Source organism: Halobacterium noricense (assembly GCF_021233435.1).
GTDB classification, from domain to species: domain Archaea; phylum Halobacteriota; class Halobacteria; order Halobacteriales; family Halobacteriaceae; genus Halobacterium; species Halobacterium noricense.
Map to the genome: position 1 here is coordinate 170,612 of NZ_CP089468.1, position 25,642 is coordinate 196,253.

At 65.9% G+C, this 25,642-nt stretch carries 24 protein-coding genes, 2 tRNA genes and 1 pseudogene; 6 read left to right on the forward strand and 21 right to left on the reverse strand.

What is annotated here, in order from left to right; translation table 11 throughout:
• Nucleotides 1-11: 11 nt before the first annotated feature.
• The 3 genes from LT974_RS00955 to LT974_RS00965 all read right to left on the reverse strand — a co-directional run bounded on the left by LT974_RS00955 (nucleotide 12) and on the right by LT974_RS00965 (nucleotide 2,356).
• Nucleotides 12-1,043: a matrixin family metalloprotease gene (locus tag LT974_RS00955; protein WP_232588756.1), complete on the reverse strand. Its 1,032-nt coding sequence runs from the start codon at nucleotides 1,041-1,043 to the stop codon at nucleotides 12-14.
• Between the two features lie 79 nt (nucleotides 1,044-1,122).
• Nucleotides 1,123-2,187, reverse strand: a complete 1,065-nt coding sequence (locus LT974_RS00960) for a DNA cytosine methyltransferase (protein ID WP_232588757.1) — start codon at nucleotides 2,185-2,187, stop codon at nucleotides 1,123-1,125.
• Nucleotides 2,188-2,191: 4 nt separating this feature from the next.
• Nucleotides 2,192-2,356, reverse strand: a complete 165-nt coding sequence (locus LT974_RS00965; protein WP_232588758.1) for a hypothetical protein — start codon at nucleotides 2,354-2,356, stop codon at nucleotides 2,192-2,194.
• 127 nt (nucleotides 2,357-2,483) lie between these two features.
• Between LT974_RS00965 and LT974_RS00970 the strand changes: the two genes are divergently transcribed.
• From LT974_RS00970 to LT974_RS00980, 3 genes are read left to right on the forward strand one after another with little or no spacing between them, the layout of a single operon-like run.
• Complete coding sequence (locus LT974_RS00970) at nucleotides 2,484-2,777, forward strand: transcriptional regulator (protein ID WP_232588759.1); 294 nt, start codon at nucleotides 2,484-2,486, stop codon at nucleotides 2,775-2,777.
• Complete coding sequence (locus tag LT974_RS00975) at nucleotides 2,774-3,757, forward strand: hypothetical protein (RefSeq protein WP_232588760.1); 984 nt, start codon at nucleotides 2,774-2,776, stop codon at nucleotides 3,755-3,757. Before LT974_RS00970 ends, LT974_RS00975 begins: the two co-directional genes overlap by 4 nt.
• On the forward strand, nucleotides 3,754-4,275 hold the full coding sequence (locus tag LT974_RS00980) for a hypothetical protein (protein WP_232588761.1): 522 nt from the start codon (nucleotides 3,754-3,756) through the stop codon (nucleotides 4,273-4,275). Before LT974_RS00975 ends, LT974_RS00980 begins: the two co-directional genes overlap by 4 nt.
• 425 nt (nucleotides 4,276-4,700) lie before the next feature.
• Here LT974_RS00980 and LT974_RS00985 read toward each other — a convergent pair.
• The 6 genes from LT974_RS00985 to LT974_RS01010 form a co-directional block, all read right to left on the reverse strand.
• Nucleotides 4,701-4,772: transfer RNA gene (locus LT974_RS00985), tRNA-Ala, on the reverse strand.
• A gap of 143 nt (nucleotides 4,773-4,915) precedes the next feature.
• Nucleotides 4,916-5,224 carry a 30S ribosomal protein S10 gene (rpsJ, locus tag LT974_RS00990; RefSeq protein WP_058980897.1) on the reverse strand — a complete coding sequence of 103 codons (309 nt, stop codon included), beginning with the start codon at nucleotides 5,222-5,224 and terminating at the stop codon, nucleotides 4,916-4,918.
• 3 nt (nucleotides 5,225-5,227) lie between these two features.
• Nucleotides 5,228-6,493 (reverse strand): translation elongation factor EF-1 subunit alpha, encoded by a 1,266-nt coding sequence (tuf, locus tag LT974_RS00995; protein WP_232588763.1) that lies wholly within the window; start codon nucleotides 6,491-6,493, stop codon nucleotides 5,228-5,230.
• Between the two features lie 142 nt (nucleotides 6,494-6,635).
• Nucleotides 6,636-7,577, reverse strand: coding sequence for a homoserine dehydrogenase (locus LT974_RS01000; protein ID WP_232588765.1), 942 nt, complete (start codon nucleotides 7,575-7,577; stop codon nucleotides 6,636-6,638).
• Nucleotides 7,574-8,095 carry an amino acid-binding protein gene (locus tag LT974_RS01005; RefSeq protein ID WP_232588767.1) on the reverse strand — a complete coding sequence of 174 codons (522 nt, stop codon included), beginning with the start codon at nucleotides 8,093-8,095 and terminating at the stop codon, nucleotides 7,574-7,576. The genes LT974_RS01000 and LT974_RS01005 overlap by 4 nt, the downstream gene beginning before the upstream one ends.
• Before the next feature lie 349 nt (nucleotides 8,096-8,444).
• The gene (locus LT974_RS01010) at nucleotides 8,445-10,634 is read right to left on the reverse strand and encodes an elongation factor EF-2 (RefSeq protein WP_232588769.1); all 2,190 of its coding nucleotides are present in this window, start codon (nucleotides 10,632-10,634) and stop codon (nucleotides 8,445-8,447) included.
• A gap of 165 nt (nucleotides 10,635-10,799) precedes the next feature.
• Here LT974_RS01010 and LT974_RS01015 point away from each other — a divergent pair, with 165 nt between their 5' ends.
• Nucleotides 10,800-11,564 (forward strand): DUF5781 family protein, encoded by a 765-nt coding sequence (locus LT974_RS01015; protein ID WP_232588770.1) that lies wholly within the window; start codon nucleotides 10,800-10,802, stop codon nucleotides 11,562-11,564.
• A gap of 16 nt (nucleotides 11,565-11,580) precedes the next feature.
• On the opposite strand, the gene LT974_RS01020 is transcribed toward LT974_RS01015, so the two are convergent.
• The 9 genes from LT974_RS01020 to LT974_RS01060 all read right to left on the reverse strand — a co-directional run bounded on the left by LT974_RS01020 (nucleotide 11,581) and on the right by LT974_RS01060 (nucleotide 22,773).
• The gene (locus tag LT974_RS01020) at nucleotides 11,581-12,945 is read right to left on the reverse strand and encodes a PQQ-dependent sugar dehydrogenase (protein ID WP_232588772.1); all 1,365 of its coding nucleotides are present in this window, start codon (nucleotides 12,943-12,945) and stop codon (nucleotides 11,581-11,583) included.
• 116 nt (nucleotides 12,946-13,061) lie between these two features.
• A complete protein-coding gene (locus LT974_RS01025; RefSeq protein WP_232588774.1) occupies nucleotides 13,062-13,676 on the reverse strand; it encodes a 30S ribosomal protein S7 in 615 nt (204 codons plus the stop codon).
• Nucleotides 13,677-13,678: 2 nt separating this feature from the next.
• Nucleotides 13,679-14,107 carry a 30S ribosomal protein S12 gene (locus tag LT974_RS01030; protein ID WP_157500124.1) on the reverse strand — a complete coding sequence of 143 codons (429 nt, stop codon included), beginning with the start codon at nucleotides 14,105-14,107 and terminating at the stop codon, nucleotides 13,679-13,681.
• A gap of 478 nt (nucleotides 14,108-14,585) precedes the next feature.
• The gene (locus LT974_RS01035; RefSeq protein WP_232588776.1) at nucleotides 14,586-15,011 is read right to left on the reverse strand and encodes a NusA-like transcription termination signal-binding factor; all 426 of its coding nucleotides are present in this window, start codon (nucleotides 15,009-15,011) and stop codon (nucleotides 14,586-14,588) included.
• Nucleotides 15,011-16,198: a DNA-directed RNA polymerase subunit A'' gene (rpoA2, locus tag LT974_RS01040; protein WP_232588778.1), complete on the reverse strand. Its 1,188-nt coding sequence runs from the start codon at nucleotides 16,196-16,198 to the stop codon at nucleotides 15,011-15,013. Before rpoA2 ends, LT974_RS01035 begins: the two co-directional genes overlap by 1 nt.
• Before the next feature lie 44 nt (nucleotides 16,199-16,242).
• Entirely contained in the window at nucleotides 16,243-19,155 is a 2,913-nt protein-coding gene (locus tag LT974_RS01045) for a DNA-directed RNA polymerase subunit A' (RefSeq protein WP_232588779.1), read from the reverse strand.
• Entirely contained in the window at nucleotides 19,152-20,978 is a 1,827-nt protein-coding gene (gene rpoB, locus LT974_RS01050) for a DNA-directed RNA polymerase subunit B (protein WP_232588783.1), read from the reverse strand. Before rpoB ends, LT974_RS01045 begins: the two co-directional genes overlap by 4 nt.
• Nucleotide 20,979: 1 nt before the next feature.
• Complete coding sequence (locus tag LT974_RS01055; protein ID WP_232588785.1) at nucleotides 20,980-22,545, reverse strand: DNA-directed RNA polymerase subunit B''; 1,566 nt, start codon at nucleotides 22,543-22,545, stop codon at nucleotides 20,980-20,982.
• Nucleotides 22,546-22,773: a DNA-directed RNA polymerase subunit H gene (locus LT974_RS01060; RefSeq protein ID WP_059055416.1), complete on the reverse strand. Its 228-nt coding sequence runs from the start codon at nucleotides 22,771-22,773 to the stop codon at nucleotides 22,546-22,548. It abuts the gene before it with no gap.
• Between the two features lie 178 nt (nucleotides 22,774-22,951).
• Between LT974_RS01060 and LT974_RS01065 the strand changes: the two genes are divergently transcribed.
• Nucleotides 22,952-23,024 (forward strand) — tRNA-Asp (locus LT974_RS01065).
• Between the two features lie 418 nt (nucleotides 23,025-23,442).
• On the opposite strand, the gene LT974_RS01070 is transcribed toward LT974_RS01065, so the two are convergent.
• Both LT974_RS01070 and LT974_RS01075 read right to left on the reverse strand, forming a co-directional pair.
• Nucleotides 23,443-23,688: a type II toxin-antitoxin system HicA family toxin gene (locus tag LT974_RS01070; protein WP_232588786.1), complete on the reverse strand. Its 246-nt coding sequence runs from the start codon at nucleotides 23,686-23,688 to the stop codon at nucleotides 23,443-23,445.
• Nucleotides 23,688-23,951, reverse strand: a complete 264-nt coding sequence (locus tag LT974_RS01075; RefSeq protein ID WP_232588787.1) for a type II toxin-antitoxin system HicB family antitoxin — start codon at nucleotides 23,949-23,951, stop codon at nucleotides 23,688-23,690. The genes LT974_RS01070 and LT974_RS01075 overlap by 1 nt, the downstream gene beginning before the upstream one ends.
• Nucleotides 23,952-24,567: 616 nt before the next feature.
• Here LT974_RS01075 and LT974_RS01080 point away from each other — a divergent pair.
• A pseudogene (locus LT974_RS01080) lies at nucleotides 24,568-25,167 on the forward strand (RNA-guided endonuclease TnpB family protein); the annotation flags it as partial.
• A 50-nt stretch (nucleotides 25,168-25,217) separates the two neighbouring features.
• Here LT974_RS01080 and LT974_RS01085 read toward each other — a convergent pair.
• Nucleotides 25,218-25,577, reverse strand: coding sequence for a helix-turn-helix domain-containing protein (locus LT974_RS01085; protein WP_232588791.1), 360 nt, complete (start codon nucleotides 25,575-25,577; stop codon nucleotides 25,218-25,220).
• Nucleotides 25,578-25,642: the final 65 nt, after the last annotated feature.

Here is a 25,642-nt window from a genome sequence, read left to right on the forward strand (position 1 = left end):
GTTTCTCCCGCTCACCACGTGCCCGCTGGCGGGTGCTCGTTCGACCGGAACGGCCCCGGGACGCCGTTCGTCCACAGCGACTTGCCCAGCCAGTAGCCCGCGTGCCAGCCGGCGCGGTCGTGGCCGTCGAGTGCGACGACGATGCGGACGTCCGTGTAGTACTCCGGTATCCCGTCGTCGTCGACGTCCGGGCCGTCCCAGTGCGCGCACGAGGAGTCGACGCCGAGGACGTCACAGTGAACGGACTCCTGGAGCGCCACGACGACGTCCGCGTTCTCGGGGTCGTCGACCATCTCGAACTCCGGCGGGAGCGCGACGGTGCCGTCCGCGCCGCGCTCGTAGTACCCGACGGCTTCCCGGACTTGTTCGCGTGCCGCGTCCGTCGTTGTCACCTCCGAGACGACGGCGACCTGCAGCGTGTCCGACGCCCACGAGTACGTCCGCGCGGCCGCGTCGGCGACGTCGCCGTCCACGCGCGACGAGAGGTTCGGTGCCATCACGTCCCCCGGTCCCTCGCCGTGGTGGAAGCCGAGCACGTGGCCGAACTCGTGTTTCAGGATGGCGCGCATCGTCGCCGGCGTGTGCCCGGCGCGCACCTGTACGGTCACCTCGTCGGTCACGGTCGCGTTCGTCGGGACGACCGGCGCGCACCCGAGCGCGACGTCGTCCTCGTGGACGCTACACCGCTCGACTGCGGCTTCGACCGTCACGCGGACGTCCGCTGACTCGTTCCCCTCGACCAGTTCGAACTCCGGCCGGTAGCGGTTGCCCGCGTAGACCGCGTTCTCCCAGAACGTCAGCGTCTCCCGGACTGCCGGCCGGACGTCGCGGGTCGCGCCCGTGTGGTCGTCGACGACGACCGTAATCGGTCCCGGCCCCCACGGGTTCGTGGTCCGGTCGACGGTCCGGTCGGGCACCGTGAACGGCGCGTCTGCCGTCGGTTCCGTCGGGCCGTCCGGCCCGACGGCTGCCGGCTCCGCCGTCAGACAGCCCGCCGCGACGACGAGCGCGAGCACCGCGAGTACCGGCAGGACGCGCGTCATCGTCTCAAATCTGTCGCGTGCTCCGCATTAACGCACCGCTCGTGTGCACGCCGTGCAGCCGAAAACAGGCGGGTGGCCGCTACGCGGGGACGGTCTGCTCGGCGATGGCCTCCGCGACGGCGCGCCCGAGCAGCGGCGGCACCGCGTTGCCCGTCATCTGGCGCTGTTTCGCGATGGGGCCCACGAACAGGTAGTCGTCGGGGAACGACTGCAGGCGCGCGCGCTCCCGGACGCTCAACCCCCTGTCGTCGGTCGGGTGCGCGAAGTGGTAGGTCGGCCGCGGGCCCGCCAGCAGCGTCGGCGCCGGCTCGCCGAATTCGAGGCGTCGCTTCTGGGACCAGCTGTCGTAGGGAATCTTCTCGCCGGGCGCGGTCTTCTCGATGCGGCCCGTGACCGTCTCCCCGTGGTTCGGCGCGCGGTGGTTGGTCAGCTCCGTCCCGTCGGCTCGCATCTCCGTCTGGTACTCGCCCTCGGGGTCGGCGGTGTAGGTCGTCTTCTCCTCGCCGGGGGCCAGCGACGGCAGGTCGCCGAACGCGTTCTGGACCGTCCGCGGCGGCCGGCGGTCCGCGAACAGCGTCTGCTGGTCTCTGGACTCCCGGAACGCCGCCTCCGGGAACTCGAACGCCTCGCCAGTCTTGTGGCCGACGAAGAACGCCCGCCGGCGGCTCTGGGGCACCCCGTAGTCGGCCGCGTTCAGGACCGTCCACTCGGTGTCGTAGCCGATTTCCGCGAACTGGTCGAGCAGGTACTCCAGGACCTGGCCGTCCTCCATCGTGGTGATGCGGGGGACGTTCTCCATCACGAACCAGTCCGGGTCGATTTCGTACACCGACTTGACGAAGTTGGTGACGAGGAAGTTCCGCTCGTCCGCGGGGTTCGTCTTCGCGCCGGCCAGACTGAACCCCTGACAGGGCGGCCCCCCGATGACGCCGTCGAGGTCGCCGGGGTCGTAGCCGAGTTCGGCCAGAATCGCCTCGCCCGTGACCTTGCTCAGGTCGGCCTCGACGAACTGCGCGTCGTGGTTGTGCTCGAAGGTCTCCGCGAACGCGTCCTCGTGGTCCACGCCGCCCACGACGTCGTAGCCCGCCTGGTCGAACCCCGCCGAGAGCCCGCCCGCGCCACAGAAGAGGTCCAGAACGGCCATCCGCTCACTCCCCACTGTCGTGTTGTTGGCCGCGGTGGATGTTCAGCCCCCGCTTCGAGTCGAACTCCCGCCCGCAGTCCGCACACGCGAACGACTCGTCCTCGTCGGCGTCGTCGCCCGCAAACGGATACCTCGAAATCACCTCGTCAGAATCACGCTTCTCGGCCATCTTGGCTGGGAGTTGTGCGCCACGGTTATTAGCTTTTGTGAGGTAGTCCGTCCCTCTCTCGTGTGTAATTCGTGTCCACTCTGACGCTAACGCTTATCTATCCCGTGTGCATTCGTTCGTGCATACGATGCCCGACGAGGCCGAACGCGATGGCCTGTCCGACGAGGAGTTAGACCGGTACGGCTACGTCTCCAGCAGCCAGCGACGCGTCGCCGTCGTCACCACCCTGAAGGACAGCCCGCGGACACCGAAGCAGATATCAGAGCACACCGACATTCGACTGAACCACGTGAGCAACGTGCTAGCAGAACTCGCCGACGAAGACGTCGTGACGTGCGTGAACCCCGACCGGAAGCGCGGCCGGGTGTACCGACTGACCGAGCTGGGCGACACCGTCTCCGCGGAGGTGGCCTCGCGGTGAGCGACTACACGATTGTCCACGACGCGATTCAGGAGGCGGACTGGTTCCAGCAGCTCGCCGACGAGCTCGCGGGCGCGGCCATCTCCCGGCTGGACGACGACGCCCCCGAAGCAGTCCTGGAGATTGCCAGCTACGACCGGCCGGACATCATCCTGCTCGACGGCGACGAGCCCGTGCTCGTCGTCGAGAAAACCGGCCACGTCCCGACCGGGAAGAACCCGATGCAGCGGGTCGCGCGGCTGGTGAAAGCCGCCGAACTCGGCGTCCCCGGCGTCTTCTTCGTCCCGTACGCCGCGAAGAAACACGGCGAGAACGCCAGCAAGACGAACCTCAACTACCGCGCGATTCAGGCGCTGCGCCGCATCGAGGCGGTCAACGACACGCCGATGCTGATTCCGCCGTGGCCGACCGACGACGACTACGAGCTGGTCCACGACGGCTCCGAGGACGAACTCATCGGCCGCTTCGTGACGCAGTTCCTGCGCAACGGCTGCGACGCGGACGTCCCCGCGGCCGAGGAAACCCGGGAACAGTCCGAGCGTGGCGCCGAACGCATCCTCTCGGAGTACGCCCCCTACGAGCAGCCGCCGAACTCCGTCGCCATCGAGCGGACGGACGACGTGGTCGCCCGGGACGACGGCCTGCCCGGTGGGTCGTTCCGGACGGACCGCGCCGAGACCGTGGTCTGTGACTTCGGCTTCCGGACGCGACGCACGGACCCGTACATCGGCGCGCAGTTCGCCTACGACTACCTCTACTGCCGCACGGGCCCGTCCGTCAGTGACCGCGACCGGAACCTCGTGCTCCACATGCCGAAGCTCGACCGCGAGACGTGGTTCGACTACCATCCCTACAAGCCGGGCAACAAGACCGCGCTGTGGTACGCCTGCGCGGACGCCCTCGTCCTCTCGGACGACGCGCTGACTGACTTCGACCAGTTCCGCCAGCGCGACGAAGGCCGCCTCGACCAGTACCGATGACCGCCGAAGCGGAGGTGTACGTCTGGACCAAGCGCCTGTTCCGCGCGCGGGACTGGACCATCCTCGCCAGCGACCCGCCACGCGGGACCGACGTGCCACGCCTCGAAATCAAGGAACCCGGCGGCACGCAGAGCCGCACGAAGAACAAGAACGCCATCATCAACGACCTCGTCTACTGCAAGGACGGCACGCTTGCGCTCGTCGAGTGCAAGGACAGCGCCACCAAGACGTCGATGGACGTCGAGAAACTCGACCGGCTCCGCGAGGAGCGCGCGTGGCGCGACTCCCTCGTCACGGCGATGTCGGAACGCTCCCTGTTCGCCCGCGACGGCGCACCGAGTCCGAGCGCGGTCCGAAGCGGGGCGGCGTTGGTCCCCGTGCTCGCGTACCCCGGCGGCCCACAGCCAGGACTCTCCGAGTTCGTCCAATTGACCTTCGACCAGGGCGACGAAACCGTCACGGTCGGAAGCGACCTTCCCGAGCGCGCCAGCGAACTGTTCGGCGCGCTCTCGGTCTGAATCGCACGCGGCCACTGGCGTCCGACCTCCGATTTCGACGCGAAGCGACAGACGCGTCGCTTCGCGGTCGAGTTCACAGACGGAGACTCGCTGGGGTTCTCGCGAGCGCCGAAAGAACGAATTCTTTCGAGCCCGCGTTCGCTTCGCTCACGCGGACGAAGCGAGCGAGAAGTCAGGGAGGAAACGAGACGAACGGAGTGAGTCGAGTGGACTCGCTGGAACTGAGCGAAACCAACAGTTTCTCGAAGGTCGGCAGACTCGCGTCGCGAATCTGCCAGGATTTGAACCCAGAGCCAGACGTTCCTGCTCGCTGGCGCTGCGCGGGCTGCGACTGGCAGGGCTTCAAATCCCAGCTTCGTCAACATTCACGCAGTGCCACCGACGAGCGACATAGACGTCGCTCGTCGATGGCGTATTGAGAGAAGTGGACTCGCTGGGATTTGAACCCAGGGCCTCTTCCTTGCGAAGGAAGCGATCTACCACTGATCTACGAGCCCGCACACGATTGAAGTCGACCGACGTATTTCAGACTTCTGTTTCACGGCCCACCAGTGAACGACTCACGTACGTCGTAGTGGCGACACGGCTGGGGCTACGCGGTTCGAATAAAGCGAGGAAAGGCGCGTGTGACAGCCCGCGGTCAGTCTTCGAGAACGATCTCGATGCTGACTTCGTTGGGCACCTGAATCCGCATCAGCTGGCGGAGCGCGCGTTCGTCCGCATCGATGTCGATGAGACGCTTGTGGACGCGCATCTCCCAGTGCTCCCACGTGGCCGTCCCTTCGCCGTCGGGGGACTTCCGCGAGGGGACTTCGAGAGTCTTCGTCGGGAGCGGGACCGGCCCACTGAGCTTCACGCCGGTCTTGTCCGCGATTTCCCTGACGTCGTCGCAGATGTTGTCGAGGTCGTCGGGATTGACGCCGGCGAGACGAACGCGTGCCTGCTGCATGGATTAGGCTTCGTTGACGTCGAGGACTTTGCCGGCGGCGATGGTCTGACCCATGTCGCGGACGGCGAACGAGCCCAGCTCCGGAATCTCGGAGGACGGCTCGATGCTGAGGGGCTTCTGCGGGCGCACGGTGACGACCGCAGCGTCGCCCGACTGGATGAAGTCCGGGTTCTCCTCCTGGGTCTCGCCCGAGGAGGGGTCCATCTTCTTGTCGATGGATTCGATGGTACACGCGACCTGCGCCGTGTGGGCGTGGAAGACCGGCGTGTAACCCGCCGTGATGACGGACGGGTGCTGCATCACGACGACCTGCGCCGTGAACGTCTCGGCGACGCTCGGCGGGTCGTCGGCCGGACCACAGACGTCACCGCGACGGATGTCGTCCTTGCCGATGCCGCGGACGTTGAACCCGACGTTGTCACCGGGTTCAGCCTTGTCCACCTCCTCGTGGTGCATCTCGATGGTCTTGACCTCGCCACCGACGTCGGACGGCTGGAAGCTGACGTTGTCGCCCATGTTCATGACACCGGTCTCGATACGTCCGACGGGGACGGTACCGATGCCGGAGATGGTGTAGACGTCCTGAATGGGCAGACGGAGGTCGGTGTCCGTCGGCGGGGACGGCTCCGGGAGGTTGTTGAGGGCCTCCAGCAGGGTCGGGCCGTCGTACCAGGGCGTGTTCTCGGAGTGCTCGGCGACGTTGTCGCCCTCGAACGCCGAGGTCGCGATGAACGACGCGTCCTCGGTCGCGAAGCCGACCTGACCGAACAGGTCCTTGACGTCGGAGACGACCTGGTTGTACTTGGACTCGTCGTAGTCGACGATGTCCATCTTGTTGACAGCGACGATGAGTTCGTCGATGCCGAGCGTCCGCGAGAGGAACACGTGCTCGCGGGTCTGGGGCGCGACACCGTCGTCGGCGGCGACGACGAGGACGGCGTTGTCGGCCTGGGACGCACCCGTAATCATGTTCTTCACGAAGTCGCGGTGGCCAGGACAGTCGACGATGGTGAACTCGTACTCGTCGGTACTGAACTCCTGGTGGGCGATGTCGATGGTGACCCCGCGCTCACGCTCCTCGGCGAGGTTGTCCATGACGTAGGCGAACTCGAAGCCGCCCTTGCCCTTCTCCTCGGCTTCTTCTTTGTGCTGTTCGATGACGTGCTCGGGAACGCTCCCCGTTTCGTAGAGGAGTCGCCCGACCATCGTGCTCTTGCCGTGGTCGACGTGGCCGATGACGGCCAGGTTCTGGTGTCGTTCGTCGCTCATTGTCTAGTATCGCGCGAAAGGCGCGCTCTGTGGGAATCATTCGTCAGTTCGCACTAAAACCATTTCGGTACGCGCTCAGTACGACCCCGCCGCACTCCGGGGGTTTGTGGGAACACGCCACACGAATCGGATGGCGCGTCGCTCACTCCAGCCGGTTCACGTCGCCCAGCACCGCGGTCGCCGTCTCGGGACCGCCGGCACCTCGCCCGGAGAGGTTCAGGCGGCCGGCGTGCTCGGTCTCCAGCTGGACGATGTTCATCGTCCCGGCCACCGCGAGCGTGTGGTTCTCGGGGACGAGCCGCGGGCCGACCCGGGCACCGTCCTCGGTCACTTCGCCGATGAGTCGGACCGTCCGGCCATCCTCGGCGGCGAGCTCCAGCGCGGACGGCGGGACGTCCGTGATGCCCTTGACGTCGACGTCGGCCAGTGAGTAGCCGCCGCCGTGGATGACGTTCGCGAGAATCGCGCACTTCAGCGCCGCGTCCGTTCCCTCCACGTCGAAGGCCGGGTCGGCTTCCGCGACGCCGAGGTCCTGGGCTTCTGCGAGCACGTGTTCGTAGTCGAGGCCGTCGGTCGCCATCCGCGTCAGGATGAAGTTCGCCGTGCCGTTGAGTACGCCGCGCGCGGCAGTCACGCGTTCGGCACCGATGCCGTCGATGGTCGACAGCGCGGGGATTGCGCCCGCGACGGTCGCCTCGAATCGAATCGACCCCGCGCTGTCCGCTTCCAGCGCGCGGAGGTCGTCGTAGCGCTCGGCGACCGGGCCCTTGTTTGCGAGGACGACGTGGCGGTCGGTTTCCAGCGCCGCGCGTACGTGCTCGAAGCCCGGGTGGGCGTCGCCGAGCGTCGTCGGCGTCGCCTCCACGAGCGCGTCGTACGTCGCGCCGAGCGCGTCCGCGGGGTCGCCTTCGCCGACTCTGCCGACGCGCTCCTTGTGGTCGAGTGCGGCGTCGGCGTCGATGCCGTCGGGGTCGACGACGGCGCTCGTCGAGTCCGCGAACGCCGACACCGTGTGGCCGTATTCGTCGGCGAGGTCGACGACGGCGCGGCCGACGTCGCCGGCGCCCATCACTGCCAGTTTCATAGTTCCCCCACGAGCGGCTCGACGATAGCGAGGTCCTTCTGTGCGGCCACGTCCCGGACCTGTTCGAGCGCGCGCTCCGTGCTCCCGGATTCGATGGCCAGCCGGACGCGAGCGCTGGAGACGCCCTTCGTCCCCTTCTCGGTGGTCAGCGAGAAGTCCGCGACCGTCGCACTCCCACAGCCCTCCAGTTCCGCGAGCGTATCGGAGAGGTCGGTGTCGACGAGGTCGCCGACCAGCAGGACGCTGAGCGCTTCGCCGTACCGCTCGGAGTCCGCCTGGATGATGGTGACGCCGGCATCCCGGAGCGCGTCGACGACGTGCTCGAAGCGCTCGGGCGAACACTCCAGGTCGACCTCTACGGGGATGTGGCCGCGCGGCGTCAGCGACCCGCGCTCGTGGAAGATAGAGAGGAGGTTGCCGCCGTTGTCCGCGATGGGGGAGAGCGCGCGCAGCAGCTCGCCGGGCTCGTCGACGAGCTCTAGACGGAGCGTGTGCGCGCGGTCGTCGGCCTCACTCATCGTCTCCCCCCGCTGGCGACGCCCCGGCTGTTGTTGTCGGCTGCGAGCGCGAGTGCCGTCGCTCCGTGCCGATACCACGCCGGGCGCGTCTGCCTGCGTGCATACACTCTTACTGGGGGACGTTCGCGCTATAAGCCTTCGGCCCGCACAAATCCTACCGATTGCCGGATGGTACCGTACTGGTAGGCACTGACGAGAAGACAGCATACGCGCGGCGGAGCCGCGGGTTTCACTGCGCGAACGAAGTGAGCGCAGGGAGTTTTTAGCGTAGATTTTTGCGAGGTGGATTCCCGCAGGGAGCGCCGTTAGGCGCTCCCGAGGAAACCCGCCGAAGTAAAAAGGTCCGACTTTAGAAGTAGCCGATCTGCTCGGGCAGTTCGGTCTTCATGCCCTTGCGCTCTCGAATCTGCTTGATGATTTCGGGCTGGAGGTTGTCGGCCATGACGCGGAAGCCGGCGTTCTCGGTGTTCCAGGACGCGCGGCCTTCGGTGGCCGAGCGGATGTCGCTGGAGAAGCCGATCATCTCCTCGACGGGCGCGATGCCCTCGACGACCATCATGCCGCCTTCCTGGTACATGTCGTCGACGCGGCCACGGCGACCCTGAATCTCGCCGGACGCGGCGCCCATGTGCTCGGAGGGGACGTCGATGCGGACGTCCTGAATCGGCTCGAGCAGGCGAATCTCGGCGTCCATGAGGCCGCGGTGGACGGCGTCGCGGACGGCGGGGATGACCTGTGCGGGGCCGCGGTGGATGGCGTCCTCGTGGAGGCGGGCGTCGTGGAGGCGGATGAGTGCGCCTTCGACGGGCTCGGCGGCGAGCGGACCGTCGTCGAGGGCTTCTTCGAGGCCTTCGACGACGAGTTCCATCGTCTCGTTGAGGTGCTGGATACCCTTCGTGTCGTCGATGAAGACGTTCTTCCCGATGATGTTCTCGACGTTCTGGGAGGTATCCTTGTCCATGCCGGCATCCTGGAGCGCTTCGCGGCGCTCCTGTTCGGGCATGTCCATCGTGACGTTGCCGAGGCGGAGCTGCTCGAGGGCGTCGTCGTCGAGCTGATCGATGGTGATGTAGAACTTGTTGTGGCGGTTCGGGGAGACGCCCTCGACCTCGCGGGAGTCGCCGGTCGGGGACTCGCGGAAGACGACGATGGGCTCCCCGGTGTTGACGGGGATGCCCTGGTTGCGCTCGATGCGCTGGGTGATGACTTCGAGGTGGAGTTCACCCTGCCCGGAGATGAGGTGTTCGCCGGTGTCCTCGTTGATCTCGATCTGGATGGTCGGGTCCTCCTTGGCGACCTGCTGGAGCGTCTCGATGAGCTTCGGCAGGTCGTCCATGTTCTGCGCCTCGACGGACTTCGTGATGACCGGCTCCGAGATGTGCTCGATGGACTCGAACGGCGTCATCTCGATGCTGGACACCGTCGACCCCGCGATGGCGTCCTTGAGACCGGTGACGGCGGCGATGTTCCCTGCGGGGACTTCGTCGACTTCCTCGCGCTCGCCGCCCATGTAGATGCCGACGCTCTGGATGCGGTTCTTGCCCGCGGTCCCGGAGACGTACAGCTCCTGGCCCTTCTCCAGCGTGCCGGAGAAGACGCGACCCGCGGCGATTTCGCCGGCGTGCGGGTCGATACCGATGTCGGTGACCATCAGGACGACTTCGCCGTCCTCGTTGACCATCCGCATCGTGTCCGCGATTTCGGATTCGGGGTCGCCCCGCCAGATGCGCGGGATGCGGTGGGGCTGGGCGTCGATGGGGTCCGGGAAGTGCTTACAGACCATGTCGAGGACGACGTCCGACAGCGGCGTGCGCTCGTGGAGCTCCTGGCGCTTGTCGGCGCGTTCGAGGTCCATGATGTCGCCGAAGTCCATGCCCGTGCGCTGCATCGACGGCATCGAGACGCCCCACTTGTAGAGCGCGGAGCCGAAGCCGACGGTGCCGCCTTCGACGGAGACCGTCCAGTCCTCAGTGATGTCGTCCATCTCCTCGGTCATTCCGCGGATGAGCTCGTTGACCTCACGGATGACGCTCAGGAGCCGCTCCTGCATCTCCTCGGGCCCCTCCTGGAGCTCGGAGATGAGGCGGTCGACCTTGTTGATGAACAGCGTCGGCTTGACGCCCTCGCGGAGCGCCTGCCGGAGCACCGTCTCCGTCTGGGGCATCGCGCCCTCGACGGCGTCCACGACGACGAGCGCGCCGTCGACGGCGCGCATCGCCCGCGTCACGTCGCCGCCGAAGTCGACGTGGCCGGGGGTGTCGATGAGGTTGATGAGGTGGTCTTCGCCCTCGTACTCGTGGGTCATGGAGACGTTCGCGGCGTCGATGGTGATGCCGCGTTCCTGTTCGTCCTCCTCGGTGTCCATCGCGAGCTGCTCGCCGGCGGTGTCCTCGGAAATCATGCCGGCGCCGGCCAGCAGGTTGTCGGTCAGCGTGGTTTTACCGTGGTCGACGTGCGCGGCGATGGCGATGTTCCGGATCTGCTCCGGCTCGTCCATCAGCCGTTCGCACTTCTCGACAATCTTCTTGCGTCGGCCCATTAGGGATTCATACTGCTAGCGGGTTCAAAAGGATAGTGTTTTGCCGGGAGTACGGCACGCCGAAACACGAGGCGTAGCCGCCGACTCGTCTGGTTCCTCCCGGCGACAGTGGTGGCTGCCGCGGGCGAAAGAGTCTTTGCCGCGAGCACCATGTGAATATATACCATGCAGTTGCGCGTGACGGGTGGGGGCCCCGCCGCACCGTTTCTCGGCGCTCGCGACGTCTTCGAGACCGAACACGACCTCGAACAGCCGGTCGAGGTGCGCGTCCGTGAGAACCCCGACGAGCGAACGTGGGCCGGCCACTACGATGACCACCACGTCCTCAACATCTCCCAGCAGGCCGCCACGTCCGCGATGGCCCGCGAGCTCGCCCTCCACGAGTTCGCGCACATGCACCGCCACGAACACGACCATCCGAGCCACGTCCTCTCGATGGACGAAGTCCTCTTTCTCGCGTTGACGGGGCGCAGCGTCGAGCGCCGCGTGCTCACGCACTGCTACCAGATTGCCAACCACGTCAAGGACATCTACGCCGACGACATCACGCTCTCGGTCGGCCCGACGGACAAGCTCGTCGCGTTCCTCGAATCCGAGCTCGCGGCCGCCGTCGCCGACCAGCCGGTCGTCGGCCCGTCAGTCGGCCAGCGGCTCACCGCGGGCGCGGACCCCTCGATGACCGCCGTCAACGCCGCGTTCGCGCTCGCACTCCTCGAACGCCACGACGCCGTCCCCGACGACCACCGCATCTACGACCTCGCGCACGCCGCCGCCGAGGACGCCCCCGAAATCGACGTCGAGGCATTCCGGGCGCGCTTCGCCGAACTCGCCGACGACCCCGACGAGAGCGAGTGCCGCCGCGGCCTCGTCGACGCCATCCGCACGTACGTCGACGCACAGGAGACCACGACCGGCCCGGCCGCGGACTGACCGCGCCGCCGACTGCTCACGCGGGCGTGATGCGGACGAGGCGGTCGTCGACCTCCCGCGGGAACTGCTCGCCCTGCGCGCGGCCGTCGCGATTCGACGTCACCGCGTACAGCGTGCCGTCGGGCCCCTGCTCGACGTGCCGGATGCGTCCGAGTTCGTCCTCCAGCGCCGTGTGGTGGGCCGCGCTGTACTCTGGGTCCATCCAGTCCGCGTCGAAGCGCGTGCCGCCGTTCTCCGCGGACGCCGGTTCGCCGTCCGTCGGGTAGATGGTGACGAGGTTGATGCGCTGGGAGATGAGGCCGCCGATGACGAGGCGGTTCTGCCACGACGGCACCGCGTCGCCCGTGTAGAACACCGACCCCGGCGGCGCCCACGTCTCGTTGCCCGTGTTGACGAGCGGCCGCGCGTAGTCGGTGCCACGGTACGTCTCTGCCGTGCGAGCGCGCTCGCCCTCCACGTCCCAGCCGTAGTTCTCGCCGGCGCTGAGGACGTTCACCTCGTCGTGGGCGGCCGGCCCGTGCTCGTTCTCCACGGGCGTCGCGTCCGGCATGAACGTGAGGCCCTGCGGGTTCCGGTGGCCGTACGTGAACACGCGCGGGTCGCCGCCGAGGTCCGGGTTGTCCTCGGGCGCGCTCCCGTCGGGGTTCAGCCGTAGCACCTTCCCCACCAGCGACGACGGGTCCTGTGCGAGGGCGGGCTGGCCGGCGTCCCCCATCGTCACCCAGAGGTAGTTCTCCGGGCCGAACGTGATGCGCGAGCCGTTGTGGTAGGACTCGCCCGGAATCCCCTCGATGACCGTCGTCGCGTCCGACTCGTCGCTGCTCACGTCGTAGTAGACGAGCTTGTTCAGCGTCTCCCCCGACTCCACGTACGTGTAGAACGCGTACACGAGCGGGACTTCTGGGTAGTTCGGGTGGATGGCGTTGCCCATCAACCCACCCTCGCCGCCTGCGGCCCACCAGCCGCCCTCGTCGTCGACGTCGATGGCACGCGCGTCCACGATGTCGTTCGGCGACGCCACGCTCTCGACGGTCCCGGACTCGTAGCGCAGCAGCCGGCCCGGCCGCTCGGTGATGAACAGGTCGCCGTTCGGCGCGAACGAGAGGTCCCACGGGATCTTCAGGCCCTCGACGACGGTCTCGGTCGTCACGTCGAGGTTCGGCGCGGCGGTGGGATGCGACCAGTCGGGGTCGTATTTGGCCCACTCCTGGACGTCGTGGGTCACGCCGAGGTCGTAGGCCGGGTCGTCGACGGTCGTGACCGGCGGTGCTTCTGTGGAGGTCGTCGTGTCGCTGGGTTCGTCTGGCGACGTACAGCCGGCGAGCCCGGCGACACCGGCCAAGCCGAGGGAAGCGAGAAACGAACGGCGGTTGTATCGCATACCCGGTGCTTGCGGAATCCAGAGTTAACTGCTTTCAGGTATCGCGTCCGCGTCGGCGAAACGCCGCCGCTCGAAACTGAAGAAAGAACCGCAGAACCGAACCGAGTGGAACCGCGTTAGCGGGCCGCGGCCGCGACGCGTTCCTTCTCTTCTTTCTGCCCGACCGCGTACGTCTGCACGTCGTAGTCGGCGGCGCCGATGAGCTGGTTCGCCAGCGCTTCGGCGGCGTCGACGGGCGTCTTGAACGACGACGAGTGAGCGCCGTCGGCGATGAACTTCAGCGCCTGGTCGACGCGGCGCTGGGGCGCGACGTCGACGGCCTTCGGGACGGAGATGCCACCGTACTTCAGGCGGACGGTCTCCTCGCGGGGCGCGGAGTTCTCGACGGCACGCACGAGCACCTGAATCGGGTTCTCCTCGGTGCGCTCGTGGATGCTGTCGAAGGCGTCGCGGACGATGCCGAGCGACTGCTGCTTCTTGCCCGCGTTCGCGCCTGTCTTCATCAGGCGGTTCGCGAGCCGCTCGACGATACTAATCTCGCTCTTCTTGAACTGCTTCTGCGCGTGGCGACCCATCGTGTGCGCGACGGGCGTCACGGAGAGGTAGCGGCGCGTGCTCGGGTCACGGTACTGGATGTCCGTGACGTCCCACTTGCCGAAGAGCTTCGCATTGACGTCCTCCTCGTCGGTGCCAGCGGGCGCGTCGGGTTCGGGGGCTTCTTCCTCGCTCATGATTATCGCACCGGCTTCTCAGCGTTCCCGCGGACCAGTTCGATGAGGCTCACGCCGTTGACCTTCTCGACCTTGTAGTTCACGCCCGAGAGGTCGCCCATCGCACGACCCTTCGCACCGCCGATACCGGCGATGGTGACCTCGTCGTGCTCGTCGATGAACGAGATAGCGCCGTCACCGGGACAGAACGCGGTGACCTGCTTCCCGTTCTTGATGAGCTGAACTCGCACGCACTTCCGAATCGCGGAGTTGGGCTGTTTTGCTTCGATACCTACCTTCTCGAGGACGATCCCGCGACCCTGCGGTGCACCCTCGAGGGGGTCGGACTCTTTGCCGAGCCCCCGTTCTCGCCGCGCGTACTCCGAGTCGGACCACCGGTGCTTCTGGCGGTCCTTCTTCAGTTTCCGAGCGGCGTACTTGCCGTTCGACATACAGTCGTTTACCCAGCGGAGGCACTTAAACTCGGCCTTTCGCATCCACTTTTTGCTGCGCTCGCGGCCTACGGCCGCTCGCTGGCAAAAACGTGGTGAAAAAGCACTCCTCGCTCACTTCGCGCTCTTCGAGCGCTCCGTTCGCTCGTCGGCCCGCGCTCCCTACGGTCGCGCGGCGAACGGCTTCGCTCGGGTTCTTCGAACCGCTCGCTCGCCGATGCTTGCAGCAGGAGGTCAATCGACTGTTTTGCATTCGCGGCCCGAGTGGTCCGGAGGACCCGGAAGGGCCGCGATTCACCGAGCGCGAACGATGCGAGGCGCTACGCGCCTCGGAACATGCGAGCGGCGAGCGCAGCGAGCCGTAAGCAGTGAGCGCTCGGGCCGACGACTGAGGGACGGAACGGACCGAAGGAGGAGTGCTTTTAGCGTAGCTTTTGCCAGCGAGGGCGGCGAAGCCGCCCGAGTGCAGCAAAAGGTACTACGTGAGCTGAATGTCGTCGACGTCGAAGTGCCGTTTCGCGAGCTGTTTGGCGGCTTCGATGTTCTTCCCGCCGGTGCCGATGGCGACGCCCTTGTCTTCGTGGGCGACTTCGGCGTACGCGACCGTGGTGTCGTTCTTGCTGATGGTGACGTTGTAGACGGCCGCGGGGGAGAGCGCGTTCGCGACGAAGCCCTCCGGCGTGGGCGCATCCTCGACGAGCATCACGTCGCGGCCGAGTTTCGCTTCGAGCTCCTCGACGCGGCTGCCGCCGGGGCCGATGGCCGACCCCATCTCGCCGGCGGCGACGACGAAGATGACGCGCTCGTGTTCGTCGTCGACGACGCAGTCGACGGCGTCGGCGTCGGTCTCGTCCTCGAACGCGGCGATGAGGCGGCGCGCCTCGTCGGAGAGCCTGACTGTCATCAGTCGGACTTGCTGGCGCCCATCCGGAGGTCGACGTCGCCGGTGCCGAGCTGGACGGGCTTCCCGACGATGACGTTCTCGATGACGCCGTCGAGGTCGTCGGCCTCGCCGTAGATGGCGGCGTCCAGGAGGTGACTGACCGTCACCTCGAACGCCGCGCGGGCGAGCACGGAGTCCTTGTTCCCGGAGATGCCGTGTCGGCCGATGGACTGGATGGTGCCGTCGTTGGTCATGATGTCCGCGACCAGCATCAGGTGGCGGATGTTCACGTCGTCGAGGCCCTGCTCTTCGAGCGTGGTCATCGTCTCCTCGATGATGGCTTCGCGGGCGGCCTCGATGCCGAGGGTCTTGTGAACCTCGTGGATGTTGTTACACGACGTGCGGGAGGCGTCGACGCCCTCGATGCTGAGCGCCTTCTTGAACGCCGACCCCTCCGTGTAGAGGACGAACTCCTCGCCGCGCTCGGTCTCCTCGCGGCGGATAACGACGCGAGAGACGTCCTCGATGCCCTTGAACACGATGTCGCGGAGCTGTTCGACGAGCTGGAGCAGCTCGCGGTACGACGGCTCGCTCGGGCCGAACTCCAGGACGGTCCCCTGCTGGGTGACCTGGACGCCGAGGCTCCCCTCGATGGTTTCGGCGATTTCGCCCGCGATTTCGTTCGTGGAGTCCTTGAGCGGCCACCGCTCCTGGAGCGTGTCCTCGTTGAGGTCGATCTGGACGACCATGTCGGCGACGTTCGTGGAGATGTCCCCGAGCGCGAGAATCTTCGTCGCCTCGATGCTCCACACGACCTCGTGGGCGCGTTCGCGCTCCTCGGCGTACTCGTCTTCGAGGTACACCGTCATGATGGGCGTGTCCGGGGTCTTTCGGGCGTCCACGAGCTCGATGAGCCGCGGCAGGCCCTGCGTCACGTCCATCTCCGCGACGCCCGCGTAGTGGAACGTGTTCATTGTCATCTGCGTCCCCGGCTCCCCGATGGACTGCGCGGAGACGGTCCCCACGGGTTCGAGGGGGTCGACGCGCGTGTCGACGTACTGAGACTCGACTGCGGTCGCGATGTCCTTGGCTTCCGGGATGGTGACGTCCTCGCGGCCCTCGATGGTGTCGTAGACGCGTTCCTTGAGGCGTCGCGGGAGCTCCGTGCCCTCGACGTGGTCGCGAATCGCTGGCGTGATTTCAGTCATCGTTCACCTCCGTGGCAACGGCTGTGAGCCTGATTGAACGGAGTTCAATCATCGGATTCCACCTCCCAGGACGCGCCGTGCTCGGAGAGGTTCGTCGGCGGCTCCTGGATGCCGAGGAACTCCTCTTTCTCCCCGGTGCTCTCGAATTCGGATTCGATGATGCGGTCGGCGATCTGTTCGACGTCGATGTCGACCTCCTCGCTGGAGGACACCTCGACGGGCGACGTGCCGTCCTCGCCGAACTCGAACTGGACGATGGTGTCGCTGGTGTCGCGGACCGTGCCGTCGTACTGGGTCTCCAGCTCGGAGAGCGCGTTGATGAGGCGGCGCTGGAGGTAGCCGGACTTCGACGTCCGGACTGCCGTGTCCACCAGCCCCTCGCGGCCACCCATCGCGTGGAAGAAGAACTCTTTCGGGGTGAGGCCGCTCGTGTAGGAGTTCTCCACGAAGCCGTGGGCTTCACTGGAGAGGTCGTTCGGCTCGAAGTGACTGAGCGTGCGGTCCTCGTAGCCGCGGTTGATGCGCTCGCCACGAACTGCCTGCTGGCCGACACAGCCGGCCATCTGCGTGAGGTTCAGCATCGACCCACGCGCGCCGGAGTCGGCCATGACGACTGCGGGGTTGTCCGCGTCGAAGTTCTCCGCGGCGACGTCGCCGGCGGAGTCGCGGGCCTTCCCGAGCGTCTGCATGATTTTCATCTCGAGGGTCTCGTCGACGGTGCGGCCGGGCAGGGATTCGAGGTCGCCGTTCTCGTAGCTCTCGATGAGCTCCTGCACGCGGTCGTACGCCGACCCGATGGCATCGTCGATGCGCTCGCGGGCTTCCGTGGAGACGGTCTCGTCGTCGATGCCGATGGAGAACCCGAAGTGCATGATCGAGCGCATCGCCAGCGAGGCGACCTCGTTGATGAAGATGCGCGCGCGGGTCTTCCCGTGGACCTTCGCGATGGTGTCGACGATTTCGCCGCCGAACCCACCGATTTCGTTCTCGGCGATGGTGCCTTCGAGGAGCTGGCCGTTCTCGATGACGACCGGCTCACCGACGGTCCCCGTGAAGTCGAGGTTGAGGTCGTCGGGCAGCAGTTCGCTGAAGATCTGTCGCCCCTCCCAGTAGGGCTCGCTGTCCTCCGTTCCGGCGGGCTCGGGGAGCTCGTCGATGCTGGTCTGGCGCAGCAGGTCCGACGCCTGCGTCTCGTTGAACCGCGGGTTGTCGTGCGTGAGCAGGTACGTCCCGCTGATGTGGTCCTGAATCGCGCCGATGATGTTCTCACCGAAGCGCGGCGAGAGAATCTGCTCCTGGACGCGCATCAGCACGCGCGCCTCGGCACGCGCCTCCTCGTTCTGGAGGGCGTGCATGTTCATCTCGTCGCCGTCGAAGTCGGCGTTGTACGGCGGACAGACGACGGTGTTCAGGCGGAACGTCTTGTACGGCATCACCACGACCTCGTGGGCCATGATGGACATCCGGTGCAGCGACGGCTGCCGATTGAAGATGATGATGTCGCCGTCGATGAGGTGGCGCTGGACCTCCCAGCCGGGCTCGACGCGCTCGGCGAGCTCCTCGCAGACCTTCTCGGTGACGCGCACGCGGCGGCCGTCGGGTCGCGTGACGTAGTTCGCGCCCGGGTGGCCTTCGGGGCCGTTCCGGACGTACGTGCGGGCGCGTTCGACGTTCTGGTCGTTGACGACCATCGTCTGGGTCATCTCGGTCGCCACGCGGTCGGGCACACCAACCTCGTTCAGCGACAGCGTCGGGTCCGGGCTGATGACGGTCCGCGCGGAGAAGTTCACGCGCTTCCCGGACAGCGAGCCGCGGAACCGCCCCTCCTTGCCCTTCAGGCGCTGGCTGAGCGTCTTCAGCGGGCGGCCCGAACGGTGGCGGGCGGGCGGCGTTCCCGAAATCTCGTTGTCCATGAACGTCGTGACGTGGTACTGCAGCAGCTCCCAGAGGTCCTCGATGATGAGCTGGGGCGCACCCGCCTCGCGGTTCTCCATGAACCGCTGGTTGATGCGGATGATGTCCACGAGCTTGTGCGTGAGGTCGTCCTCGCTGCGCTGGCCGTTGTCGAGCGTAATCGACGGCCGCGCGGTCACCGGCGGCACCGGGAGGACGGTCAGAATCATCCACTCGGGCCGGCTCTTCTCGGGGTCGATGCCGAGCACGGCGAGGTCCTCGCCGGGGATGTCCTCGAACCAGTCCCGGATGTCCGAGGGCATCAGCTTGTTCATGTCCTCGGTGGTGAGGTCCGCGCCGATAGCGGCCTCGATGGCCTCGCGGTCCTCGCGGCGCGGCCGGAACTCCCCGGAGAGGATGTCGTTGATGCGGCTGATTTCGATGTCCGTCTGCTCGGCGAGCTCCTGCGGGCTGATGCCCGAGTCGTCCTCGTCGGGGTCGGGCTGCATCGCGGCCGCGATGCGCTCGCTGTAATCGGAAGCCAGCACCTGCTGGACTTCGTAGTACGTCGTCGGCTTCTCGTGTTTGACGTCGTACTGGACTTCCCCGCAGTGCGGGCAGTGGTCCTTCTTGCGGGCCTCCCGGATGGCGGCCTTCGTGACGTCGGAGACGTCCTCGCGGAGGCTGCGCGTGCGGTCGAGGTCTTCGCGGTACTCCTCTTTCTCCTCCTCGGTGAGCAGGAGGCGCGCGCAGTCCCGGCACGTCCCGCGCAGCAGCCGGCGGATGAGCTTCGCGAACCCGACGTGGATGACGGGCGCGGCGAGCTCGATGTGGCCGAAGTGGCCGTTACAGCTCCCGGAGCGCTGGCCGCACGTCTTGCACTCCAGCCCGGGGTCGATGACGCCCAGGCGCGGGTCCATCAGGCCCATGTCGATGGGGAAGCCGTCGTCGTCGTACGTGTCCGCGGTGATGACTTTCGTCGCGGACATGTCCCGGTACTCCTCCGGGTCCATCAGCCCGAAGCTGATTTCCCCGATCTCCTTGGGTGCTTGTCCTGTGCTCATACTGCGTCCTCCAGTTCGAGTCGCGGCGCGATGCCGAGCGCTTTCATCTCGTCGAGCAGGAGCTTGAACGCGTAACTCATTTCGAGGCTGTGCACGTCCGTCTCCTCCTCACAGTTCGGGCAGTAGACGCGGCGCTGCTCGTAGTTCTCCACGGCCGTCATGCCGCAGTTGCCACAGACGTGAATCTCCTCGCGGTCCGAGGAGTCAAGCAGGCGCTCCTTGAGCACCATCGCCGCGCCGTGGCCGATGACGGTGTCGCGCTCCATCTCCCCGACGCGGAGGCCACCCTCGCGGGCGCGTCCCTCCGTCGGCTGCCGCGTGAGGACCTGGACCGGCCCCTTCGAGCGGGCGTGGAGCTTGTTCGACACCATGTGGTAGAGCTTGTGGTAGAAAATCGTGCCGACGAAAATCTCGGCCTCGATCTTCTCCCCCGAAACGCCGGAGTACAGCACTTCCTTGCCGGAGGACTTGAAGCCGCGTTCCTCCAGCGTCGAGCGCAGTTCGTCCTCGTCCTCGCCGGTGAACGCCGTCCCGTCGACGGAGCGCCCGTCGAGGGAGCCGGCTTTCCCGCCGAGCATCTCCAGCACGTGGCCGACCGTCATCCGGGACGGCAGCGCGTGCGGGTTCAGCACGAGGTCGGGCACGACGCCTTCCTGCGTGAACGGCATGTCCTCGTGGGGCGCGAGGTGGCCGACGACGCCCTTCTGGCCGTGGCGGGACGCGAACTTGTCCCCGAGCTCGGGGATGCGTTCGTCCCGTACGGAGACCTTCGCGAGCTTCGAGCCGTCCTCGCCCTCCATGAGGGTGACCGTGTCCACGACGCCGTCTTCGCCCGAGCGCATCGTCACGCTCGTCTCGCGGCGCTTCTGCGGGCTGAGCCCGCCCATGTCCTCGGGTTCTTCGAGGAACCGCGGCGGGCTCGTCTTCCCGAGCAGTACGGAAGAGTCGTCGACCTGGGTCTCGGGGTTGACGAGGCCGTCGTCGTCGAGGTGCGTGTACGCGTCCTCGCCGCGACCGCCGCGCACGTCGTCGGAGGGAATCTCGAAGCGGTCCTCCTGGCCGCCGGGGTAGCGGCGCTCCTCGCCTTCGTACGTGCGGAAGAAGTGCGAGCGCGAGAGCGCGCGGTCCACGGAGCCCTGGTTCATGACGAGGGCGTCCTCGATGTTGAAGCCCTCGTAGGACATGACGGCGACGACGAAGTTCTGGCCGGCCGGCCGGTCGTCGTAGCCGATCTGTTCGGTGGTCTGGGTGTTCACCATCGCCTTCTGCGGGTAGTGCAGGAGGTGCTGGCGGGTGTCCGGCCGGATGCGGTAGTTCGCCGCCGGCAGGCCCAGACTCTGTTTCATCATCCCCGCGCCCATCGTAATCCGCGGGCTCGCGTTGTGCTCGGGGTACGGAATCATCCCGGCGCCGATGCCGAAGATGAGCTGCGGGTCGATTTCGAGGTGCGTGTGGTTGTCCGTGAGCTCGTCCTGGTCGACGCCGACGAGGACGTCCTCCTCTTCCTCGGCGTCGATGAACTCCACTTTCCCCGCGCGAACGAGGTCCTCGAAGTCGATGTCGTCGTTTTCGACGGCGCCCATCTCCTCGTCAGTGACGAGCGGTTCGCCGTCCTCGACGACGAGCAGCGGGCGGCGCGCGCGGCCCGCGTCCGCGTTCACGATGACTTCGTTCGTGCGGTCCTTCACGGAGACGTTCACCATCTCGGAGACCTCTCCCCGTCGGCGCGCCTCCCGGATCTGTGCTGCCAGCTCCTCGGGGTCCTCGTGGGTCCCGACGAGACTGCCGTTGACGTAGACTTTCGCTTCTCGTTCCGTGCTCATGTTAGTCGTCCGCTGGTGTCGTCGCTTCCGTGCTGATTCCGGGGATGCCCTCGACGCCCATCGACGAGAGTTCGCGTTTCAACTCGCGCTCGTCCTCGACGTTCTGGGAGAGCTCCATCGCCTGCGCGAAGTTCTTCACCAGGCCACAGTTCGGCCCCTCGGGGGTCTCGGAGGGACAGATGCGCCCCCACTGGGTGGCGTGCAGGTCACGCGCTTCGAAGTGCGGCTGGGAGCGGCTCAGCGGGCTGCGCAGCCGGCGCAGGTGGCTGAGCACGCCCATGAAGTCCGTCCGGTCCACGAGCTGGCTGACGCCGGAGCGCCCGCCCACCCAGTTCCCGGTCGCGATCGGGTGTTCGAGGCGCTCGGTCAGCACGTCCGAACGAACCACCGTGTTCACGGTGAGTTCGCGGTTGCGCATGTTCGCGCGTTCGAGCTGGTACTTCACGTCGCGTGCCAGCTTGTTCAGCGCCGTCCGGAACAGGTCCTTCATCAGGTCGCCGGAGACCTTGAGGCGCTTGTTCGCGTAGTGGTCCTTGTCGTCGGACTCGCGGCGGTCGAGCGCGAGCTCGAAACACGCCTCGGCCATCCGACAGAGGTAGTAGGACTTGTTGATGCGCGTCTCCTCGTCCTCGATGCCCTCCTCGTGGAGGTGCGGGAGGAGGTAGCGGTCGATGACGTAGTTCGCGCGCTTCAGCTGGTAGTTCTTCCCCTGGCCGGAGGCGACGCGCTGCCCGAGCTCCTCGATGGCCTCCTCCTGGGTCTGGACGTCCGCCTCCTCCAGGTTCTCCAGCATGAACTTCACAATCTCGGGGTCCTCGCTGACGCGGTGGACGATCTCCTCGTCGGATTCGAGGCCGAGCGCCCGCACCAGCGTCACGAAGTTGATGGAGCCCGAGACCGAGGGGAACGACACTTCGAGTAGCCCCTCGCGGTTGCGTTCGACGAGCACCAGCGCACGATACCCGCGGCGCTGGCTGAACGTCTTCGCGACCTGAATCTCGTCGCCGTACTTGGAGTCGTACTCCGCGAGAATCTTGTTCGGCGCGAGGTCCTCGCTGGTCATCAGCACGCGCTCGCTGCCGTTCACGATGAAGTAGCCGCCGGGGTCGGCGGGGTCTTCGCCGATTTCGATGAGTTCGTCCTCGGAGAAGCCCGCGATGTTGCACTTGTCGGAGCCGACCATGATCGGCATCCGGCCGACCTTCGTCTCCGTCGTGTCCAGCACGCGCTCTTCTTCCTCTTCGCCGCCGCGCACGATGCTCATCTCCATGAACACCGGCGCGGAGTACGTGATGTTGCGCAGCCGCGCTTCCTGTGGGTACAGCAGCTCCTCGGAGCCGTCCGCCTCCCGCACGCGCGGGGTCGTGATGCGGACGTCGCCGAGTTCGACCCACACCGGCTCCTCGTCTTCCTTGTCACCGATGTCAGTCTCGATGCGCTCCTTCTCGGTGACGACGTCCTGCATGCCGCGCTTCAGGAACGAGTTGAACGACCTGAAGTGGTGTTCCGCGAGTCGTTCTTTCGAGAAATACGCCCTCGACAGTTCGCGTCGGTCTTCGATTTGCATTTATTCGATCACCAGTCGGTACACGATGGCTTTGTCCGTGGTCCGCGAGTCCCGCACGATTTTGACGACGTCGCCGACCTCCGCGTCGTCCGGCAGGGCAGGGTCCTTCCGTTTAATCTTCGGCAGGTCCGTCCGGTCGATGTCGTAGTCCACGAGCACGTCCTCGAGTTCCTCCTCGTCGAGAACTGTGTGCTCGGGGACGAGTTCGTGTTGGCTTACGTCTACCATGGGTGTGCCTGGATGGGGGGAGAACTACCTCTCACGAGATACTACAGGCCAATTCACCCGCAGCGCACTTAGGTCTTGTCAACTACGATTCCGGTCGAGGCCCGCGCCACCACGACGCACACGTCCCGCCGTTTGGAAAGTCTTAAGAATACAAGCCGGCTACGAATGAGTGCAGCAAGCCCGGATGGTGTAGTGGCCCATCATACAACCCTGTCACGGTTGTGACGCGGGTTCAAATCCCGCTCCGGGCGTACTTCTACTGAACTCAAACAGCGAGCGACCAGCGTGCTGTGTCGCGAGCAACGAGTTCAGTGAATACGCCCGGGATTCGAACCCTGTCAGGCGCGCACAGCGAACAGACGTGAGCGAGCACGTCTGACTCCGGTTCAAACTCCGGCAGACTCCGTCTGCCGGGGTCACGCTCGCGCTGCTCGCGTGACTCCCGCTCCGGGCGCTTTCCTTTCGACGCTACATTCGATAGTGGTTGATCTGCGTTTCTTGGCGTCTCAACGAGATAGATGCATGTCCTCGAAAGCCCCGACGGGCTCGCGGTCGCTCGCGGACATATCTGCTCGCTTCGCTCACAGATAGCGGTCCGCGAGACGACTAAACTGGACGCGAGCCCGTCGCCCCTTTCTGTCCACCCGCTACCGGCTGTTCAGTTGACCGTTAGCTGTGGTTGTCGAGCCATTCGCAGAAGGTATGGAAGTCGTCGGCGCCGCACTGGTCGGCAATCGAATGGAGCGTCCCGATTCTGACCTCGTCGTGCAGCGGGACGTCGACGTTCCGAACCTCGCCAGTATCGGCGTTCTCGTACTGTAGTCGAACGTGGCTTCCGTGCCGCGAGACTGGCGTGTAGCCGAAACTCTCGAGTACGCCGACGATTTCGCGGCCGGAGAACGTCGTCCGCACCACTACTGGAGGAATTCGGGAAGGTCGTCGGTTCGCTCGGAAGGTTCGATGCCGAGCTCGTCGCGGAGAAACGCGTCGGAGTCTTCGATGGGGTCGCCGCGGTCCTCGTGGAGCGCGAGTGCGTCCGCGAGCTGGGAGAGCGCGTCCGATTTCGTGTCGCCACCGCGAGCGAGCCCGGTCTCCTCGTCGACGGCGGTGACACTCCCGTCGTCCTCGTGTACGAAGTGAACTCCGTCCTCGTCCGGGTCTCGGGATGCGCTCGCCATTACACCTGCGTGTACGCCGAACTCGTGTAAAAGGATTCGGACGGCCTTACTCCGCGAACGTCAACGCGACGAGTGTGACGTCGTCCCGTCACTCGGTTACTCGCTCGTCGCGGTGTACTCGTGGAGTTCACGGACGGCAGCATCGACGATGTCTTTCGAGAGTTCGCCTTGTTGGTCGTCAAAGTCGCGGTGCTTCATCGTGGCGACGTACCACGGCGAGATATAGGCAGGCCTCTGTGAGCCGCCGCGAATCCACGCGTCGTCCGGAACCGGAACGCCCTGTGGATGCTGTTGGGTCGTCAACGTTACCTGTAACAGCGAGAGAGTCCCCGCCATTCCCGTGTGGGACGGGTGTTCCGACAGTCTATCGGAACCGAGGACCGAACTGGGCGGGTGTGAATCGCGTCAGCTTCGGTGAGTAACCGCTGCGTTATTGCTGGTCTTGAGTCTCCAACGCTTCTAGTCCTGTTTCTAACACCTCTGTATAGGCTTCCGAGAGGTCCAAATCGTTTGCTTCTGCGTAGTCTTTGACTCGCCCACCGAGCGTGTGCGTGATGTCGATGTTGGGCCGCATGACGAAAAGACTTTAAGTCGAATAGTATAAACATCTATTGTTGTGAAGCGGACCAACACGTTCGCCGTGCGACCGCTCTCCAACAAAGGAGAGCAACTGCTACGGGATCTGTTGGACGCTTCCGCCGCGCTCTGGAACGAGGTCAACTATCAGCGCCTCATGCGGTACAACGACGAGGCTGACTTCGACGGCGACGTATTCGACGCCGATACCGGCCGACTTGAGGGCAAATACAAAGGCGTTCTCGGTGCATCCACCGCCCAACAGGTAATTCGGAAGAACAGCGAAGCGTGGCGCGGGTTCTTCAAGCTGAAAGACCAGTACCACGACGAGTCGAACACGTCGGTTACGGAACACCCGAAACCGCCGGGATTCCGTGGTAACGAGAAGGATGGACGCCAACTCAAGACCGTCATTCGTAACGACGCATACACGCTTGAGTGGGGCGAGCGGTCCCGGATTGAGATACTGGTCGGGAGCGAATTGAAGGATAGATACGACCACACCGGGCGTCTCCGGCTTGAAATCGCTGGCAACCCGAATTGGCCCGACTACGAGAAACAGGGCCGGTTGGACCTGTGGTACGACGAGACTGAAAGCACCTTCCGAGCTTCCCAACCCGTGACTATATACGACGGGGCGGACTTGTGTGGCGCAGGTCCCCACCAGACGTCACCTTTCTCGACCGGCATCTACTCGCGCTCGCTGTCGTCGTCGACGCCTGGCCCCCACTCGTCGGGGTCTTCGGCACCCAGCCGTTCGGTCGCGGCTCGCGCCGTCGCCATCGAACTGAGTGTCACGTCGAGGTCCTCGACGTCGCCGATCGCCCAGTAGTCGCCGCGGTGGCGAACGAGGCCGCGGTCTTCCAGCCGGGAGAGGACGACGCCGACGCTTCCGCGTGCGACGGTCGTTCCTTCGTGGATTTCGCTGGGGGTGTAGGCCTGGTCCGGCGACGCGGCGAGGAACGCGAGCACCTCCTCGGCGTTCGTTCGACCGCCCGCTCGGAGGTCGGCTTCGTCGCCTTCCTCGAAAGACTGGATGTCGATTGGCACACGTGGCACTATGTAATCTGATGTAATAGATGTAACGGCAATCGCGATTGGGGAGCTCGTCACAG